The organism is Amycolatopsis sp. NPDC051071 (assembly GCF_040682875.1).
Classification (GTDB): Bacteria; Actinomycetota; Actinomycetes; order Mycobacteriales; family Pseudonocardiaceae; genus Amycolatopsis.
This window is the reverse complement of record NZ_JBFBBY010000067.1, coordinates 1-17554: the sequence shown is the minus strand read 5'-3', so window position 1 is coordinate 17554 and position 17554 is coordinate 1. Positions and strand designations below refer to the sequence as shown.

Genomic DNA, 17554 nt, shown 5'->3' with positions numbered 1-17554 from the left:
GGCAAGACGGAACGAAGCAGGCAAACGGTTGCATCACCGTTGTGTCCCGCGGCCGCGGGCCAGTCCGAGGAGCACCACCCCGGCGAGCGTGACGGCCAGCAGCAACACGGTGCTCGCCGACGCCAGGAACACCTGTCCCCGGTCCGTGAGCGCGAAAATGCTCGCGGGCAGGGTGCGCCAGTCCGGCGGGTACAGCATCATCGTCGCGCCCAGTTCACCCATCGACATGGCCAGCGCGAGACTCGCCGACGCCGAAATCGACGGCAGCAGCACCGGCAGCCGCACCCGCAGCAGCACGCGGACCGGCCCCGCCCCGAGGCTCGCCGCGGCCTGCGCCAGCAGCGGATCCATCCGCGCGATCGCGGCGGACACGGTGCTGTAGGAGAACGGCAGGAGGATCATCACGTGCCCGAGCAGCACGATCCAGCGCGTGCCGTTGAAGGCCAGCGGCGGACGGCTGAACGCGACCAGCAACGCCAGGCCCAGTACCACCGACGGGACCGCGATCGGCAGGTGGAACAGGGTGTCGACGGCCTTCTTCAGCCGGGGAGCCGCGGCCTGCGACGCGAGTGCGGCCCACGTCCCCAGCACCACCGACACCACCGAGGCGATGACGCCGGTCTGGATGCTCACCGAGAGGCTCGCGAACGTCTCCCCGGACAGCGCCTGCGCGAAATTCGAGCCGGTGAGCGCGCCCGGCAGCAGACCCGTCCAGTTCCCGGCGACCGACGCCAGCACGATCATCAGCAACGGCGCCAGCACGATCGCGACGAACAGCACCGCGAACACCGCCCACAGCAAAATCCGGCTACGCCTTGTCCACAGCAGCACGGCCGCCTCCGTTCGCCAATCGCCGGTAGGTTCCATACAGGGCAAGGGAGAACACGACGTTGACCACCGCGATGACACACGCCTGCGGGAAGTCGAACGTGACGATCCCCTTGCCGTAGACCAGCATCGGCAGCGTCGTGACGTCCTTCGCACCGAGGAACAACACGATGCCGAACTCGTTCATCGCCAGCAGCATGGTCAGGCAGGCTCCGGAGGCCAGTGATGGCAGGGCTTCCGGCAGGATCACCTGACGCAGCACGCGTCCGGGTTTCGCGCCGAGACTGGCCGCGACCTCCATCTGTGCCGAAGATACTTGGCCGAACGCGGCGAGCGCCGGCCGCATCACGAACGGCGTGTAAAAGGTGATCTCCGCCAGCAGGATCCCGAACGGCGAGTACAGGAACCCGCCCGCGCCCAGTATCCCCGCGCTGCCGTAGATGAAGGTGAACGCGAGCGCGATGAGGAACGACGGGAACGCGAGCACGGTGTCCACCAGCCGCGAAAGTGTCCGCGCGCCGGGGAACGGCACGAACGCGATCACCAGCGCGAGGAAGGTCCCCAGCACCACGCAACCCGCGGTGGCGCCGAGCGCGAGTGCGACGGTCTTCCAGGCGGCGTCCCGGAATTCCGCCGAGCCCAGGACGTCCAGCCACACCGACAGCCCGAACCGTGTCGATGCGTCCAGGGATTGGAGGACGACCAGCACGAGCGGATAGCCGAAGAAGCCGAGCAGGACGAGCACCGGCGGCAGCAGAAGCCAGCCATGGCGCCGGTGCTTCTCCTGCCGCCGCGCCGGTGTCGTCGCGGCGGCCAGCGCGAGGCCGGTCATCCGATACCCACCAGCGGGCAACCGTCCGGAATGGACACTCCGACCTTCTCCCCCACGTTCGGCAGCCCCTCGACGTCCGGCACCTCGGCCCGCACCTCGTCGCCGTTATGCGACAACTCCAGGTCGAGCCGGAAGCCCGTGCCACGCCACTGGACACCACGCAGCACCGCGGGCAGTGCGCCGGGGGCGTCCACCGCGGTGATACCGATCCGGTGGGGCCGCACGCCGAGCGCGACCGGCTGCCCCGCCCGGATCGACCCGGACGGGTCGGCGGCCAGCTCGCGGTCGCCGAGCCGGACCCGGGTGCCGTCCGGCTGGATCAGCTCCACCGGGATGAGGTTCGACGCGCCGAGGAAGCTCGCGGTGAACTCCGTCGCCGGCCGCTGGTACAGCTCCCGGCTCGGGCCGAGCTCGACCAGTTTCGAGTCGCGCATGACGGCGATCCGATCGGCCAGCGCCAGCGCCTCACTCTGGTCGTGGGTGACGTAGATCAGCGTCGTGTCGGGTAGTTCGGCACGCAGCCGCAGCAATTCCGCGACCATGTCCTCGCGCAGGGCGGCGTCCAAAGCGGACAGTGGCTCGTCCAGCAGCAGCACCCGCGGCCGGATGGCCAGCGCTCGCGCGAGCGCGACCCGTTGCTGCTGCCCGCCCGAAAGCTCACGCGGGAATCGCCGGGCGTACTTGCCCATCCCGACCAGTTCCAGTGCCTCGGTCACGCGGCTCGCCGTCTCGGCGCGAGGTGTCTTCCGTGCCTTGAGCCCGAAAGCGACGTTGGCCTCGACGCGCATATGCGGGAACAACGCGTAGCTCTGGACGACGACGCCAAGTCCGCGCCGGTGCGGCGGGAGGCCGGTGACGTCCTCGCCGTCGAGCAGGACCCGGCCGGTGCTCGGCACGACGAAGCCCGCGAGTGCTTTCAGTGCCGTCGACTTGCCGGAGCCGGACGGCCCGAGCATGGCCAGCGTCTCCCCTCTCGCCACGGTGAGGTCCAGTGGTGAGAGGGCGGTCGTCTGTCCGAAGCGGACGGACACCCCGCGGAACTCGACCGCCGGGGTCATCGGCCCACGGCCTTCTTGTACGCGGCGAGGACGGCGTCGAGCTTCGCGAGGACGGCGTCCCAGTCCGGCTGCCAGATGTCGACGCCGTCGAGTGCGGCCTTCACCTTGTCCGCCCGCGGCCCGGACGGCGTGACATCGGTCCGCGACGGCGCACCGAAGGCGTCCACGGCCTTGCCCTGTACCTCGGGCGAAAGCAGGAACTCCAGGAACTTCTTGGCGTTCTCCGCGTGCGGCGCGTTGTTCACGAGACCGGCGTAGTACGGGAGCGCGAACGTGGACCGCTTGCCCTGTGCGTCGGCGGGGAAGAAGATCTCGAAGCCGCCGCTCTTTTCGATCGAGGCGAGGTTCATCTGGACGTCACCGTTGGCCACCAGGATCTCGGCCTTGGCCACCTTCGGCTGCAGTTTGCCGGTGGACGACGACGGGCCGACGTTGTTGGCTTCCAGCTTCGCGAGGTATTCGAGCGCGCCTTGTTCACCGAGGACGTGCTGGAGTTGCAGCAGGACCGCGGTGCCGTCGCCCGCCTCGCCCGGGGTCGAGTACTGGAGCTTGCCCTTGAGCGCGGGGGAAAGGAGGTCGTCCCAGGTCTTGGGCGAGGCCTGCGGGTTGCGGATGAAGCTGAGGTAGTTGTTCATGATGGCGAAGTAGCGGCCCTGGCCGTCCTTCTGCCCGGCCGGGACCTGGTCGATCCCGGACGGCGCCGTGGTGGCCAGCAGGCCCTGCGACGCGGCCCGCTGGATAAACGGCGGGAGGGTGACGAGGATGTCGGCCTGGGTGTTGGCCTTCTCCTTCTCGACCCGTGAGGCGACCTCGCCAGAGCCGGCGGTCACCGCCTGCACGGTGATGCCGGTCTTGGCCTTGAACTCCTCGACGCGCTGGGCGTACCAGTCTTCGAGACCGTCCACTGTGTACAGCGTGACGGTCTGGTCGCCGGAAGCGCCGCCGGCGGTGCCGCCACAGGCGGCCAGGGTGACCGTGAGCAGCCCGGCGAGGGCGGCGGCCGCGAGTTTCTTCATGTCGTCAAAGCTCCTTGATGGACAGCAGGGCGGGGAGGTCGCGGACGGATTCGAGGACGTGGGTGGCGCCGGCGGCTTCCAGTTCCGGCCGCTTCGCCGACCCGGTGAGCACGCCGGCGACGATCGAGGCGCCGGAAGAGAGGCCGGTCTGGACGTCGGACGGGGTATCGCCGGCGACGGCGATCCGGCGGACGTCGGTGATTTCGAGCCGCAGCGCCGCGGCGAGGACGAGGTCGGGGAACGGACGGCCGCGAACGCCTTCACCCGGTGCCAGTACGGCGTCGGCGAGGCCGTGCCAGCCGAGGGCGTCCAGGATCGCGTTCTGCGTGGTGGCCGCGAACCCGGTGGTGAGGGCGACCTTCACGCCTTGCGCGCGCAGCTCCTGGATCGTGTCCTCGGCGCCGGGGATCGGCTCGCAGTGCCCGTCGGCGACGAGTTTTCCGTAGGCGGACTGGAATTCGGTGTTCGCGCGCCGCGCGAGGTCCTCGTTCCCGTCGAGGAGCGCGCGGAAGACGACGATCTTGGACTGGCCCATGGTCTCGACGACGTAGTCGAGCATGCCGGGGTAACGACTGTCCTCTTCGGACACTCCGGCGGCGGCGATCGCGGCGGTGAAGGCGCGGATGACCAGGCCGTCGTCGGCTACGGTGGTCCCGGCCATGTCCAGTACCACGAGTTCGGTCACCACGACAGCTCCTCGGCGGTGTCTTCGGCGATGGCGGGGGAACAGGTCATGCCCCGGCCGCCGGGACCGGTGACGAGCCAGGCGTTGTCCGCGACGCGGGCGCGGTGGACGATCCGCGTGGTGTCGGTGGTCTGGGCATAGACACCGGCCCAGCGGCGGGCGATACGCGGGAGCGGCCGTCCGAGCAGCGAGCCGGCGACCTCGGCCAGATGGTCGTACGGGTCTTCGACGGTGTCGAAGGAGAACGGCTCGTCATACTCATGGGTGTCGCCGATGGTCAGCGAGCCGTCGAGGCGCTGGACCATGAGCAACTGCATGGCGTTGGCGGCGGCGATCTCACCCTGCGGCTGGCTCGCGTTGAGACCATCGAGCGCCTCGCCGCGATACGCCGGGTAATAGCGGAAGCTGTCCGCGTCGGCGACCGTGGTGGTGAGGACCTCGCCCAGCGGCTCGGTCTGGGCCATCTGCAACCGCACCCGGCGGATCGGCGGCGGCCCGGCGAGTTCCTTGACGAGCCCACCGGTCCAGGCGCCGGTGCACAGCACGACGACGTCACCCTCGTGCGTCTCACCGGTGTCGTCGACGACACCCCGGGGGGTCAGGTCGCGGATCTCGCGGCCGGGCACCCAGGTGTAGCGGCCGGATTTCGCCAGTTCGGCACGCAGCGCGGGCTGGGCGACGCGGGGTTCGACGGCGGCGTCGCGGTCGCACCAGAGCGCGGCGAGGAAGTCGCCACGCAGTGCCGGGTTCAGCTCACGGGTCTGGACGTCGTCGAGCAGCTTGAAACCGCGCGTCTCCGTGCTCGCGGCCGCGGCCCGTGCGACGGCGAGTTCGGCTTCGGTGCGGACGAGGGTGAGCGAGCCGTTCGGCCGGAAGCCGATCCCGGGCACCCGTTCGCCGATGCGCTCCCACAGCATCCGCGCCCGGAGCGCCGTCTCCAGTTCGGGGCCGGTGGCGCGGCCGCCGACCCAGACCAGCCCGAAGTTGCGCACGGACGCGCCCCGGGCCTCGGGTTCGCGTTCGATCTGGACGACGTCGTGGCCGCGTTCGACGGCCTGCCAGGCGTGCTGAGTGCCGAGCACTCCGCCGCCGATGATGAGGATTCGCACCCCGCAGACGCTCGTCCGCGCGCACCAACGCTCCGTGACTCCGGCCCTAACTCCAGGTGAAGGCCCCCGGAAGTTTGGACCAGACCTGTTACCTTTGCGTTACATTTTACCGCGAGTAGTCCTCTGCTTGCGGTCGTTGAAAGTGCAAGCACCGCAACTAGAGGACCAATTGCGTGGGTGTGCTACTCCACGCGGCCGAGCCTGGTCTCGAAGGAGAGCCTGTCGCCCCGGAACAGCGACCGGACGCGTTCGAACGGCACCCCGTCGGAGCCCCAGGACGTCCGGTGCATCAGCAGCATCGGCAGCGCCGGGTTCGTCCCGATCAACAGAGCCTCCCGGGGGGTGGCGAGCACGGTCTCGACTCGCTCCTCGGCGCCGTCGAAGACCACGCCGAGCCTTTCCCGCAAGCACGCGTAGAGCGACTGTGTGGGATCGAACACATCCATCAGCGTCGGGAATCGCTCGGCGGTGAGATAGGTCGATTCCAGTCCGACCCGCTCGTCGTCGGCGAGCAGCACCCGTTCGATGTGGATGATGTCGTCGTCGGGATCGATTTCCAGTTCCGAAGCCAGCGACGGACCCGCCTCACGCCGTTCCAGTGAGATCAGATTCCGGCCCGGCCGAATGCCCTGCCTCCTGAGTCCTTCGGTGTAACTCACCAAAGCGAGCGGCTGGACGAGCTTGGGGCCCGCGACGTACGTGCCACTCCCCTGCCGCCTGCTGAGACGGCCTTCGAGCACGAGTTCGCCGACGGCCTGGCGGACCGTCGCGCGAGAGACCTCGAATCGTTCGGAAAGGTCCCTTTCGGTGGGAAGTACCGCACCTTCACCCAATTCCGATATCACATCGAGCAGTTCGACTTTCACCGCGTAATAGCGCGGAACGCGGCCGTGTTCGGGAATACCGTCACGGACGGGGCCGTCGGCGGTCGGATGGACTCTCGGTGAACGTGTTTTCACTGTGGAGATCCTAGGCGGAATTCACCTGCCCTGTACTGCACCGAACGAAGTGTTCATGCCACGCTCACACGCGTGGACGAACAGAAAACACTCGCCCGGCGGATCGGCACGCGCGACGCCGTCTTCATCGGCCTCGGCTCGATGATCGGGGCGGGGGTTTTCGTCGCTTTCGCCCCGGCCGCGCGAGCCGCCGGAGCGTGGCTTCCGGCCGGGCTCGCCCTGGCCGCCGTGATCGCCTATTGCAACGCGACTTCGTCCGCCCGGTTGGCCGCACGGTATCCGTCGTCCGGCGGAACCTACGTCTACGGACGCGAGCGGCTCGGCGAATTCTGGGGTCATCTGGCCGGCTGGGGTTTCGTGACCGGGAAGACGGCCAGTTGCGCGGCGATGACACTGACCGTCGTCACCTACGCCGCGCCTGGGCTCGGGCAGCCGTGGCGGGGCCTGTTCGTGGTGGCCGTCGTCGCGGCGCTGACTGGACTGAACTACCGCGGTGTCCAGCGTTCGGCGTTCGCGACCAGGCTGATCGTGTCGGTCACGCTGACGATACTGGCGCTGGCCGTGGCGGCGATGCTCGTCGGCGGCACGGCGCGGGCCGGAACGCCGGTTCCGGCGGTGACCCCTGGTCTCGGCGGTGTGCTCGAAGCAGCCGGGCTGCTGTTCTTCGCGTTCGCCGGGTACGCGCGGATCGCGACGCTGGGTGAGGAGGTCCGCGATCCCGCGCGCACCATCCCGCGTGCCGTGCCGATCGCGCTCGGTCTGGCGCTCGTCGTCTACGCCGCCCTCGCCTTCGTCCTGCTGTACCGGCTGGGGCCGGATCTGCTCGGCGTCAGCCCGGATCCGATCGCGGAAGGTGTCGAAAGGTCGTCGTGGTCGTGGCTCACGCCGGCGGTGCGGGTGGGGGCCGTGCTCGCCGCGCTGGGTTCGCTGCTCGCACTCGTCCTCGGCGTGTCGCGCACCACGCTGGCCATGGCACGCGACGGGCACCTCCCCCGCTGTCTGGCCGCCGTGCACCCCCGGTTCGGTGTGCCGCACCGGGCCGAGGTGGCCGTCGGCGTCGTCGTCGCCTTGCTCGCGAGCACTCTCGACCTTCGCGGCGCGATCGGCTTCTCGTCCTTCGCGGTACTCGCCTACTACGCCATCGCGAACGTCGCCGCGCTGACCCTGCGGCCCGCGCCCCGCGTCGTCGCCGTCCTCGGCCTGCTCGGCTGTCTCGTGCTCGCGTTCAGTCTTCCGGCGGTTTCGGTGCTCGCCGGCTCCGGAGTACTGGCGTTAGGCGCTCTGGGCTACGCCATTCGTCGGCGGTACGGCGCGAACGTCCGTTAATCACCATCATCATCCGAAAGATCCGAAGAAAGTCGGTTGTCCCGGCGTCCGTCCACCTGCTGTAGTCAGTTGGCCGCAGTCAGTCTCCCTGCCTCCACTGTGGACAGCCGGAAGGAATGAACCCTTGGACATCAAGCGTCGGTTCAGCCTGCTCAAAAAGACCCTGATCGCCGTCGCGGCGGCCGGAACCCTGGCGGGCCTCGCCACGGCTCCCCCGGCCGCGGCCGCTCAGCCGCCCGCCACCGATGTGGTCGGTGGCACCCGCGCCGCCCAAGGTGAATTCCCTTGGATGGTAAGGCTTTCCATGGGTTGTGGCGGTGCGCTGTACACCTCGCAGATCGTGCTGACCGCCGCGCACTGCGTGTCGCGGACCGGGGCCAACACGAGCATCACCGCCACCCTCGGCGTCGTGGACCTACAGAGCGGCTCGGCCAAGAAGGTCAAGTCGACCTACGTGCACCGGTCGCCGACCTACCCCACCTCCACCGGTGGTGACTGGGCGCTGATCAAGCTCGCGAGCCCGGTCACCGGCATCGCGACGCTGCCGATCGCCACCACGGCGGCCTACAACAGCGGCACGTTCACCGTCGCCGGCTGGGGCGCGGCGTCCGAGGGCGGGGCGCAGCAGCGCTACCTGCTCAAGGCCGCCGTCCCGTTCGTCTCGGACGCGACCTGCAAGGCTCAGGGCGGCAGCTACGCCGACCTGATCGACAGCGCCGAGATCTGCGCGGGCAACGTCAACTCCGGCGGCGTCGACACCTGCCAGGGTGACTCGGGCGGCCCGATGTTCCGCCGCGACAGTGCCAACGCCTGGATCCAGGTCGGCATCGTCAGCTGGGGCGAAGGCTGCGCGCGGGCGCACGCACCCGGCGTCTACGCCGAGGTGAGCACCTTCGCGACCGCGATCAAGAACGCGGCCGCCGGGTTGTAGCTCTTTGCCGCTTTTCGCACTTCGTACGGAAAGTCCCCTTCACCACAATGGCGTGGTGGAGGGGCTTTCCGCGTCGCGATGTGTCATGAGGGGTCCCCATAGGACAATTTTCGTCCTATGGGGACCCCTCATGACACTTCAGCGAGTCTTGTCCAAACGCGACAGTGTCTCCTCGTAACCCGAGACGAGCTCGGCGATCACGTCGGCGACCGGGCGCACCCGGTCCATCCGCCCGACGATCTGCCCGACCGGCATCGAGACGACACTCGGATCCGCCGCGTGGTGAATCCTGTTGTGCGCGGAGGAAACCAGCAGATTCTGCAACGGCATCGGCAGCGGTTCCGGCGCGTCGGGCGAGGCCCACGCCTCGGTCCACCGCGTCTTGAGCAGCCGCGCCGGTTTGCCGGTGTAGATCCGCGTCCGGACGGTGTCCGACGAGCCCGCCGCGACCAAAGCCTGTTGCATGGCTTCGGATTCTCCCATGGTCTGGAGGTATTCCTCGGTGGCGAGCCAGAAAGAGCCCATCCACACCCCGGACGCGCCCAGTGCGAGTGCCGCCGCGACCTGCCGTCCCGAGCCGATCCCGCCCGCGGCGAGCACGGGCACGCGGTCGCCGACGGCGTCGACCACCTCGGGCAGGAGGACCATCGACGCGATCTCGCCGGTGTGCCCGCCTGCCTCATAGCCTTGCGCCACCACGAAATCGACACCGTTGTCGACATGCCGGACGGCGTGTTCGGCCTTGCCCGCCAATGCCGCCACCGGCACGCCCTTCGCGTGACACTGTTCGATGACGTCCACCGGCGGTGAGCCCAAGGCGTTGGCGATCAACCGGATGGGGTGTTTCAGCGCGACCTCGACATGCGCCCTGGCGACCGAATGGAGCCAGCCCAGCACGCCTGCCCGTTCGTCGGTGTCGTCCGGCAACGGCGGCACGGCGAGGTCACGCAACGTCCGCTCGACGAAGTCGCGATGCTCCTGCGGGATGAGTTTCGCGAGGTCTACCGACGTTCCTTCGGCGGGGATCTTGGCGGGCATCACGATGTCGACGCCGTACGGTTTGCCGCCGGTGTTCTCGTCCATCCAGGTGAGGACGGCGTCGAGTTCGGTGGCGTCGTTGAACCGCACGCAGCCCAGCACACCCAGCCCGCCCGCCCGGCTGATCGCCGCGGCGACGTGCTCGGACGGGGTGAACCCGACGATCGGCAGGTCGATCCCGAGCCGGTCGCACAAAGACGTCCGCATGTAGCTCCTTCTTACGCCGTGGGGATGGTGGCGGGCTCGTGTTCGTCGGCGTAGCGCTGGGCCCACGGATAGTCCGGCTTCCCGCTGGGCGACCGGCCGATCTCGTCGGTCACCCAGACGGTGCGCGGCACCTTGTACCCGGCGATCTCGGTCCGCACGTGTGCTTCGAGCCCGGCGAAGTCGAGTGTCTTCCCTGTCCTCGGCTGGATGACCGCGGCCACCCGCTGGCCGAGCCGGTCGTCGGGGATGCCGATGACGAGCGCGTCGAAGACGTCCGGATGCGACTTCAGCGCACCCTCGACTTCTTCCGGGTACACCTTCTCGCCACCGGTGTTCACACACTGCGATCCTCGGCCGAGCAGGGTCACTGTGAGGTCTTCTTCGTAGCGCGCGTAATCACCCGGAACGACGTAGCGCTTGCCGTCGACCTCGACGAAGATCTTCTCGGTCTTGGCGGGATCCTTGTAATACCCGAGTGGGACGTGCCCGCGTCGCGCGATCAGCCCGATCGCTCCCGGTTTCGGATCGACGAGCGCGCCGTCGTCGTCCACCAGGATGGCGTCCTTGCCGAAGGTGACCCGCGGACCGGCGGAATGGTCGCTGTCCTTGCTGACCATGCCGATGCCGGTGAACCCGCTTTCGGATGATCCGATCGCGTCGGTGATCACCACATGCGGCACCATCGCGAGGAATTCCTGCTTCACCGACTGGGAGAACAAGGCTGCGTGGCTCGACACCGCGACGATCGACGACGCGTCGTAGCCGCCCTCGCGGAACGCGTCGATCAAGGGCCGCGCCATCGCGTCACCGACGATGGTGAGCACCTGGACCTTGTTGTCCTGCACGGCTTTCCAGATTTCATGCGCGTCGAACCGCGGTACGAACACGACCGGGCTGCCGGTGAACAGGGCGCCGAACGCGGCCCATTGCGCGGCACCGTGGATCAGCGGCGCCGCCGGGAGCCGGACCAGGCTGCCCGCCTTGCCCTGTTCGGCGAGCGTCCATTCGTCCGGGACGTACTCGCCGGTGACGAAGTTGATGCCGCCGCCGAGCGCGCGCCAGATGTCCTCGTGACGCCACAGGACGCCCTTGGGATAGCCGGTGGTGCCGCCGGTGTAGAGGATGTAGAGGTCGTCGGCGCTGCGCTCGTCGAAGTCGCGCTCGGGCGACCCTCCGGCGAGCGCGGTTTCGTAGTCCACGCCGCCGTAGGACGAGTAGTCGCCGTCGCTTCCGTCGTCGACAACGACAACGTGTTTCAATTTCGGTACCTCGGGAAGGACTGCGGCCACCTTGTCCGAATAGCCGCGCTCGTGGACCAGCGCCACGAGGTCGGCGTTGTCGAACAGGTACCGCAGTTCGCCGTGGACGTAGCGGTAGTTGACGTTGACCGCGATCGCGCGCAGTTTGTACGCGGCGATCATCGATTCCAGTGCTTCGATCGAGTTCCGGGAATAGACACCGATGTGGGAACCAGGTCCCACGCCGTATGCGGAGAGGTGATGCGCCAGCCGGTTGGCGCGCTCTTCCAGTTCGGCGAAGGTGACCCGCCGATCGCCGCAGACGACCGCGATGCGCTCCGGCACGGCGTCGACGGCGTGCTCGAGTAGATCCGCGATGTTGAGTGCCACGGTCCCAAAGTAGAACATGTTATCGTTCTGGGCAATGGCCGCTATTTCAGTGGAGACGGTGGAGGACTTGGTGGGCGAACCGCACGCACTGGTCGAGAAGACCGGCCACACCCTCGTGGTCACGATGAACCGGCCCGAGGTCCGCAACGCGCTCAGCGGCGAGATGCTCGGGATCATGGTCGAGGCGTGGAACCGGGTCGACGAGGACGACGACATCCGGTGCTGCGTGCTCACCGGCGCCGGCGGCGCGTTCTGCGCGGGCGCGGATCTGAAGTCGATGTCCAAGAACTCGCCGAGCGACTCGTTCGAGAAGGGCACGTTCGACCCCAGCCGGATCGAGGGACTGCTCAAGGGGCGGCGGCTGACCAAGCCGTTGATCGCGGCCGTCGAAGGCCCGGCGATCGCGGGCGGGACGGAGATCCTGCAGGGCACGGACCTCCGCGTCGCGGGCGAGAGCGCGAGGTTCGGCGTGTCCGAGGCACGGTGGAGCCTGTTCCCGATGGGTGGGTCGGCCGTGCGGCTCCCCCGGCAGATCCCGTACACCGTCGCGGCCGACCTGCTCCTGACCGGGCGGCACATCACTGCGGCCGAGGCACTCGAGATCGGGCTCATCGGCCACGTCGTCCCCGACGGCAAGGCGCTGGACAAGGCACTGGAGCTGGCGAGCCTGATCGCCGCGAACGGCCCGCTCGCGATCCGCGCCATCCTCAAGACCCTGCGCGACACCGAGGGCATGCACGAGGAAGAGGCCTTCAAGCTCGACGCCCAGTACGGCATCGAGGTCTTCGCGAGCGAAGACGCGAAGGAAGGCCCCCGCGCCTTCGCCGAGAAGCGCAAGCCCGTCTTCCGGGGCCGCTAACTTCGCACTCGCGTGCTTAAAGGGGTAACACGCGTGCTTGAACTCGTAACTCGCGTGCTTGAAGGCGTAACTCGATGATCTGCCTTCAAGCACGCGAGTTCCGCCTTCAAGCACGCGTGATCGGCGTTCAAGCACGCGAGTTACGGGTTACGGGGCGCGGTGACCCTCCCAGTAGGGGTCGCGGAGCTTACGCTTGTAGAGCTTCCCGTTCGGGTCGCGCGGGAGTTCGGGCAAGTAGTCAACGGAGCGCGGGAGTTTGAACTTCGCCAGGCGGGCGGCGGCGTACTCGAGGATCTCAGCGGTCAGCTCGTCGGACGGCTCGACACCGTCCGCGGGCTGCACGACGGCCTTGATCGCCTCACCCCAGTCCTCGTGCGGGACGCCGAACACCGCGATGTCGGCGATCTTCGGATGCATCACCAATTCGCCCTCGATCTCCGCCGGGTAGACATTGACCCCGCCCGAGATGATCAGGTCCGCCTTGCGGTCGTGCAGGAAGAGGTAGCCGTCTTCGTCGAGGTGCCCGACATCGCCGAGCGTGAACAGGTCCCCGACGCGTGCCTTGTCCGTCTTCGCCCGATCCTTGTGGTACTCGAACTTCGAGTCGCCCATCTTCATGTACACGGTGCCCGTCTCGCCCGCGGGCAGTTCCGTGCCCTCGTCGTCGAGGATCTTGATCGTCGAACCCGGCCACGGCAGCCCCACCGAACCCGGTTTCTTGAGCCACTCCTCCCCCGAGATCGCCGTGCCGCCGCCTTCGGTGGCCGCGTAGTACTCGGTGACGACCGGACCCCACCATTCGAGCATCCGCCGTTTGACCTCCAGCGGGCAAGGCGCGGCACCGTGGATCATCACACGCAGTGAACTCAGGTCGTAGGCCGCGCGGACGTCGTCCGGCAGCCCCAGCAGCCGCCGGAACTGCGTTGGGACCATATGACTGTGCGTGACACGGTGCCGGTCGATCAACCGCAGCATGTCCTCGGCGTCCCAGCGGTCCATCAGCACCGCCGGATGCCCCAGTTGCAGTGAGATGGCGACGAAGTTGAGCACCGCCGTGTGATAGAGCGGCGACCCGCACAGGTGCACGTGGTTGTCGTGCGGAGCGAGCCCGAAGATCCCGAAGAACCACGTCGACGCACCGGGAACAGAGTCAGGATCCGCGCCGGTCAGCGGCCGCCGGACGCCCTTGGGCCGGCCCGTGGTCCCGGACGTGTAGAGCATCGGCGAGCCTGCCGTGCGCCGCCCCGGACGTCCGTCGCCCTCACCGGAACCGAGTTCCTCGATCCGGCGAAAGCCCGTGACGTCACCGACGGCGAACCGTCCTCGTTCGGGGATCCCGGCCTCGTCGGCGGCCGCGATCGCGACGTCGGCGAACCGCTCGTGCGCGAGGAACGCCTTGGCGCCGCTGTCGGCGAGGATGTAGGCGACTTCCGGCGCGACGAGGTGCCAGTTGACCACCACGATGTACAAACCGGACTGGATGGCGGCGAAGTAGGCCGCCACGAGCTCGTCGCCGTTGGGCTGCAGGACGACGACCACGTCGCCCGCCTCCAGCCCGAGGGCTTGCAGGCCCCGGGCGTACGCGTTCGCCTTCGCGGCCAGATCGCCGTAGCCGATCGAGCGGCCATCCGGGTCGACGAGTGCGACCTTCTCCGGCTCCTGCGCGGCGATATTCCAAACCCCAAGTGTCCCCGTAGCAGTCGACATACCCGCAAATCTAGAACGCGTTCCACTCAAGGGCAACCGCCAGCAAGGCCGCGAAGACCAATCTTGCCGGAATTTCGAGAACGTGTTTCACTCAGGATGTGAGCGCACCCGAACTCCCGCTGTCGGCCCCGCTCAACGTGGGCTTCGACTACACCCGCTCGGTCGGCCCCGTCCTCGGCCGGTTCGTCAACGCCCTGCGCGAGCGCCGCGTCGAAGGCGTCCGCGGCAGCGACGGCCGCGTCCACGTGCCGCCTTTGGAATACGATCCCGTGACCGCCGAAGCGCTGTCCGAGTTCGTCCCGGTCGCCGCCGAGGGCGAGATCGTGTCCTGGTCCTGGATCGCCGAGCCACTCGATGGCCAGCCGTTGTCCCGGCCGTTCGCCTGGGCGCTGATCCGGCTCGACGGTGCCGACACGTCGATCCTGCACGCCGTCGACGCGGGCACGCCGGGAGGAGTCCACACCGGACAACGAGTGCGGGTCCGCTGGGCGGACGAGACGGTCGGTCACATCCGGGACATCGCCTATTTCGTCCCCGCCGACGGGCCCGACACCGAACTCACCGAGGCACCTCCCCCGATCGCGAAACGCGAAGAGGGCGCACCGGTCAGCGTGGTGATCACGCCGATCCACCTGCGCTACGAACATTCCGCGTCCCCGGAAGAGAGCCGCTATCTGCGCGGGCTCGCCGAAGGGAAACTGATCGGCCAGCGTTGCCCGTCGTGCGAGAAGGTCTACATCCCGCCACGCGGCGCCTGCCCGACCGACGGCGTCCCGACCACTGACGAGATCGAGCTCGCCGATACCGGCATCGTCACCACGTTCTGCATCGTGAACGTGCCGTTCCTCGGGCAGAAGATCAAACCGCCGTACGTGGCGGCGTACATCCTGCTCGACGGTGCGGACATCGCGTTCCTGCACCTGGTGCTCGGCTGCGACGCCGCCGACGTCCGGATGGGCATGCGCGTGCGCGCCGCCTGGAAACCGCAGGACGAATGGTGGACGTCACTGGAGAACATCGGCCATTTCGAACCGACCGGCGAGCCCGACGCGCCGTACGAATCCTTCGCCCACCATCTGTGAGGACACCGTGCCAGATGTAGCAGTAGTGGGCTTCGCGCAGGCCCCCAACGTCCGCAGCACTCCCGGCACCACCAATGGCGTGGAAATGCTGGTGCCCATCTTCGCCGAGGTACTCGCGAAGACCGGCCTGTCCAAAGAGGACATCGGATTCTGGTGTTCCGGTTCGTCTGACTACCTCGCCGGCCGCGCGTTCTCGTTCATCGCCGCCGTCGACGCCATCGGTGCCTTCCCGCCGATCCACGAATCGCATGTCGAGATGGACGCCGCCTGGGCGTTGTACGAGGCGTGGCTGAAGATCCGGATGGGTGAGGTCGAAACCGCGCTCGTCTACGGCTTCGGCAAGTCGTCGGCAGGGCAGTTGCGGCGCGTTCTGGCGCTGCAGATGGATCCGTACGTCGTCGCGCCGCTGTGGCCGGACTCGGTGAGCGTTGCCGGAATCCAGGCGAGGCTGGGTCTCGAAGCTGGACTCTGGTCCGAAAAGGACCTCGCCGAGGTCGCCGCGCGCAGCCGCGCCGACGCCGCGGGGAACCCGGCCGCGCAGGTATCCGGGACGGTCGAGGTCGCCGACCTCCTCGACGCCCCGTACTTCGCGGATCCCTTGCGTGCCCACGACATCGCCCCCATCACCGACGGTGCCGCCGTCCTCGTGCTCGCCTCGGCAGAGCGAGCCGCGGATCTGGTCGACAGCCCCGCGATGATCACCGGGATCGAGCATCGCGTCGACTCCCCCGCGCTCGGCGTGCGGGATCTCACCCGGTCACCGTCCACAGTGGCCGCCGGACGGGCGCTCGACCTCGACGGCGTCGAACTCGCCGAACTGCACGCGCCGTTCACCCACCAGGAACTGATCCTGCGCGACGCGCTGGGACTGGGCGAGCAGGTGCGGATCAACCCCTCGGGCGGGGTACTGGCAGGCAATCCGATGTTCTCCGCCGGACTGGCTCGGATCGGCGAGGCGGCGAGCCGCATCCTCGACGGCAACGCCCGCAAGACACTCGCCCACGCGACCAGCGGCCCCGTCCTGCAACAGAACCTGGTCGCGACCCTGGAGGTCCTCTCGTGAAGCACCTCGCGGCCGTGCTGGGCACCGGCCAGACCCACCACAAGGCCAAGCGCACCGACGTGTCCATGCCCGGCTTGCTCCGGGAAGCGATCGACCGGGCGATGCTCGACGCGCAGACGGGCTGGGACGACATCGACGCCGTCGTCCTCGGCAAGGCGCCGGACCTGTTCGAGGGCGTCATGATGCCCGAACTGTTCCTCGCGGACGCACTCGGCGCGACCGGGAAACCGTTACTGCGCGTGCACACCGCGGGCTCGGTCGGCGGCTCGACCGCGCTCGTGGCGTCGTCACTGGTGCAGGCCGGGGTGCACAAACGAGTGCTGACGGTGGCTTTCGAGAAGCAGTCCGAGTCGAACGCGATGTGGGGCCTGTCGATCCTGCCGCCGTTCCAGATGCCGGTGGGCGCCGGCGCGGGTGGCTATTTCGCGCCGCATGTGCGCTCCTACATCCGGCGTTCCGGCGCACCCGGCCACATCGGGTCGATCGTGGCGGCCAAGGACCGGCGCAACGGCGCGCTGAACCCCTTCGCGCATCTGCGGCAGGCCGACATCACAGTGGAGTCCGTGCAGGCGTCACAAATGTTGTGGGATCCGATCCGCTACGACGAGACGTGCCCGTCTTCGGACGGCGCGTGCGCGATGGTGATCGGCGACGAGGCCGCCGGTGACGCCGTTCCCGGTGGCGCGGCGTGGATCCACGCGACCGCGATGCGCACCGAGCCGACCACGTTCGCCGGCCGCGACCAGGTCAACCCGCAAGCCGGCCGCGACGCCGCCGCGGCGTTGTGGCGGGACGCGGGTATCACCGACCCACTGTCCGAAGTGGACACCGCCGAGATCTACGTGCCGTTCTCGTGGTTCGAACCGATGTGGCTGGAGAACCTGGGTTTCACCGAGGAAGGCCAGGGCTGGAAGCTCACCGAGGCAGGCGAGACCGCGCTCGGCGGGCGGCTGCCGATCAACCCTTCGGGCGGCGTGCTGTCGTCCAACCCGATCGGCGCGTCCGGGATGCTGCGGTTCTCCGAGGCGGCCAAACAGGTGATGGGGCGGGCCGGGGACTACCAGGTCGACGGCGCGCGGATCGCGCTCGGGCACGCGTACGGCGGCGGTTCGCAGTTCTTCTCGATGTGGGTGGTGGGCTCGGCGAAGCCCGGCTCCTGAGGCCCCCTGGAGTGTCATGAGGGGTCCCCATAGGACGAAATTTGTCCGATGGGGACCCCTCATGAC

Annotated in this window: 16 protein-coding genes; 6 read left to right on the top strand and 10 right to left on the bottom strand. The window is 68.5% G+C overall.

Annotated features, from left to right (window positions below):
- Nucleotides 1-33: 33 nt before the first annotated feature.
- From AB0M65_RS21825 to AB0M65_RS21795, 7 genes are all read right to left on the bottom strand, one after another.
- A complete protein-coding gene (locus AB0M65_RS21825; RefSeq protein WP_364030199.1) occupies nt 34-831 on the bottom strand; it encodes an ABC transporter permease subunit in 798 nt (265 codons plus the stop codon).
- Nucleotides 809-1660, bottom strand: coding sequence for a 2-aminoethylphosphonate ABC transporter permease subunit (locus tag AB0M65_RS21820; protein WP_364030196.1), 852 nt, complete (start codon nt 1658-1660; stop codon nt 809-811). The genes AB0M65_RS21825 and AB0M65_RS21820 overlap by 23 nt, the downstream gene beginning before the upstream one ends.
- On the bottom strand, nt 1657-2718 hold the full coding sequence (locus tag AB0M65_RS21815) for an ABC transporter ATP-binding protein (protein WP_364030193.1): 1062 nt from the start codon (nt 2716-2718) through the stop codon (nt 1657-1659). Before AB0M65_RS21815 ends, AB0M65_RS21820 begins: the two co-directional genes overlap by 4 nt.
- Nucleotides 2715-3734 (bottom strand): 2-aminoethylphosphonate ABC transporter substrate-binding protein, encoded by a 1020-nt coding sequence (locus AB0M65_RS21810; protein ID WP_364030190.1) that lies wholly within the window; start codon nt 3732-3734, stop codon nt 2715-2717. The genes AB0M65_RS21815 and AB0M65_RS21810 overlap by 4 nt, the downstream gene beginning before the upstream one ends.
- A gap of 4 nt (nt 3735-3738) precedes the next feature.
- Nucleotides 3739-4422, bottom strand: coding sequence for a phosphonatase-like hydrolase (locus AB0M65_RS21805; protein ID WP_364030187.1), 684 nt, complete (start codon nt 4420-4422; stop codon nt 3739-3741).
- A complete protein-coding gene (locus tag AB0M65_RS21800; protein WP_364030184.1) occupies nt 4416-5528 on the bottom strand; it encodes a TIGR03364 family FAD-dependent oxidoreductase in 1113 nt (370 codons plus the stop codon). Before AB0M65_RS21800 ends, AB0M65_RS21805 begins: the two co-directional genes overlap by 7 nt.
- A 182-nt stretch (nt 5529-5710) precedes the next feature.
- Nucleotides 5711-6487, bottom strand: a complete 777-nt coding sequence (locus tag AB0M65_RS21795; RefSeq protein WP_364030181.1) for a GntR family transcriptional regulator — start codon at nt 6485-6487, stop codon at nt 5711-5713.
- A gap of 72 nt (nt 6488-6559) precedes the next feature.
- On the opposite strand from AB0M65_RS21795, the gene AB0M65_RS21790 reads away from it, so the two are divergent.
- Together AB0M65_RS21790 and AB0M65_RS21785 are read left to right on the top strand one after the other, a co-directional pair.
- A complete protein-coding gene (locus AB0M65_RS21790; protein ID WP_364030178.1) occupies nt 6560-7813 on the top strand; it encodes an amino acid permease in 1254 nt (417 codons plus the stop codon).
- A gap of 124 nt (nt 7814-7937) precedes the next feature.
- Entirely contained in the window at nt 7938-8744 is an 807-nt protein-coding gene (locus AB0M65_RS21785; protein WP_364030175.1) for a serine protease, read from the top strand.
- 138 nt (nt 8745-8882) lie between these two features.
- Here the strand turns inward: AB0M65_RS21785 and AB0M65_RS21780 are convergent, their stop codons facing one another.
- Nucleotides 8883-9989, bottom strand: coding sequence for a nitronate monooxygenase family protein (locus AB0M65_RS21780; RefSeq protein WP_364030172.1), 1107 nt, complete (start codon nt 9987-9989; stop codon nt 8883-8885).
- Between the two features lie 11 nt (nt 9990-10000).
- Complete coding sequence (locus AB0M65_RS21775) at nt 10001-11617, bottom strand: acyl-CoA synthetase (RefSeq protein WP_364030169.1); 1617 nt, start codon at nt 11615-11617, stop codon at nt 10001-10003.
- A gap of 70 nt (nt 11618-11687) precedes the next feature.
- Here AB0M65_RS21775 and AB0M65_RS21770 point away from each other — a divergent pair, with 70 nt between their 5' ends.
- Nucleotides 11688-12476, top strand: coding sequence for a crotonase/enoyl-CoA hydratase family protein (locus tag AB0M65_RS21770; protein WP_364030258.1), 789 nt, complete (start codon nt 11688-11690; stop codon nt 12474-12476).
- Between the two features lie 147 nt (nt 12477-12623).
- On the opposite strand, the gene AB0M65_RS21765 is transcribed toward AB0M65_RS21770, so the two are convergent.
- Complete coding sequence (locus AB0M65_RS21765) at nt 12624-14183, bottom strand: acyl-CoA synthetase (RefSeq protein WP_364030166.1); 1560 nt, start codon at nt 14181-14183, stop codon at nt 12624-12626.
- A 98-nt stretch (nt 14184-14281) separates the two neighbouring features.
- Between AB0M65_RS21765 and AB0M65_RS21760 the strand changes: the two genes are divergently transcribed.
- Genes AB0M65_RS21760 through AB0M65_RS21750 form a run of 3 tightly spaced genes read left to right on the top strand, consistent with a single transcriptional unit; the run spans nt 14282 to nt 17488 of the window.
- Complete coding sequence (locus AB0M65_RS21760; RefSeq protein ID WP_364030163.1) at nt 14282-15265, top strand: OB-fold domain-containing protein; 984 nt, start codon at nt 14282-14284, stop codon at nt 15263-15265.
- Nucleotides 15266-15272: 7 nt separating this feature from the next.
- On the top strand, nt 15273-16328 hold the full coding sequence (locus tag AB0M65_RS21755; RefSeq protein ID WP_364030160.1) for a thiolase domain-containing protein: 1056 nt from the start codon (nt 15273-15275) through the stop codon (nt 16326-16328).
- Nucleotides 16325-17488 (top strand): thiolase domain-containing protein, encoded by a 1164-nt coding sequence (locus tag AB0M65_RS21750; protein WP_364030157.1) that lies wholly within the window; start codon nt 16325-16327, stop codon nt 17486-17488. The genes AB0M65_RS21755 and AB0M65_RS21750 overlap by 4 nt, the downstream gene beginning before the upstream one ends.
- The last annotated feature ends 66 nt before the right edge of the window (nt 17489-17554 follow it).

Excerpts from the sequence above, each read along its gene's own strand:
- AB0M65_RS21765 (WP_364030166.1), bottom strand. The coding sequence starts at position 14,183 with ATGTCGACTGCTACGGGGACACTTGGGGTTTGGAATATCGCCGCGCAG.
- AB0M65_RS21810 (WP_364030190.1), bottom strand. The coding sequence starts at position 3,734 with ATGAAGAAACTCGCGGCCGCCGCCCTCGCCGGGCTGCTCACGGTCACC.
- AB0M65_RS21780 (WP_364030172.1), bottom strand. The coding sequence starts at position 9,989 with ATGCGGACGTCTTTGTGCGACCGGCTCGGGATCGACCTGCCGATCGTC.
- AB0M65_RS21815 (WP_364030193.1), bottom strand. The coding sequence starts at position 2,718 with ATGACCCCGGCGGTCGAGTTCCGCGGGGTGTCCGTCCGCTTCGGACAG.
- AB0M65_RS21820 (WP_364030196.1), bottom strand. The coding sequence starts at position 1,660 with ATGACCGGCCTCGCGCTGGCCGCCGCGACGACACCGGCGCGGCGGCAG.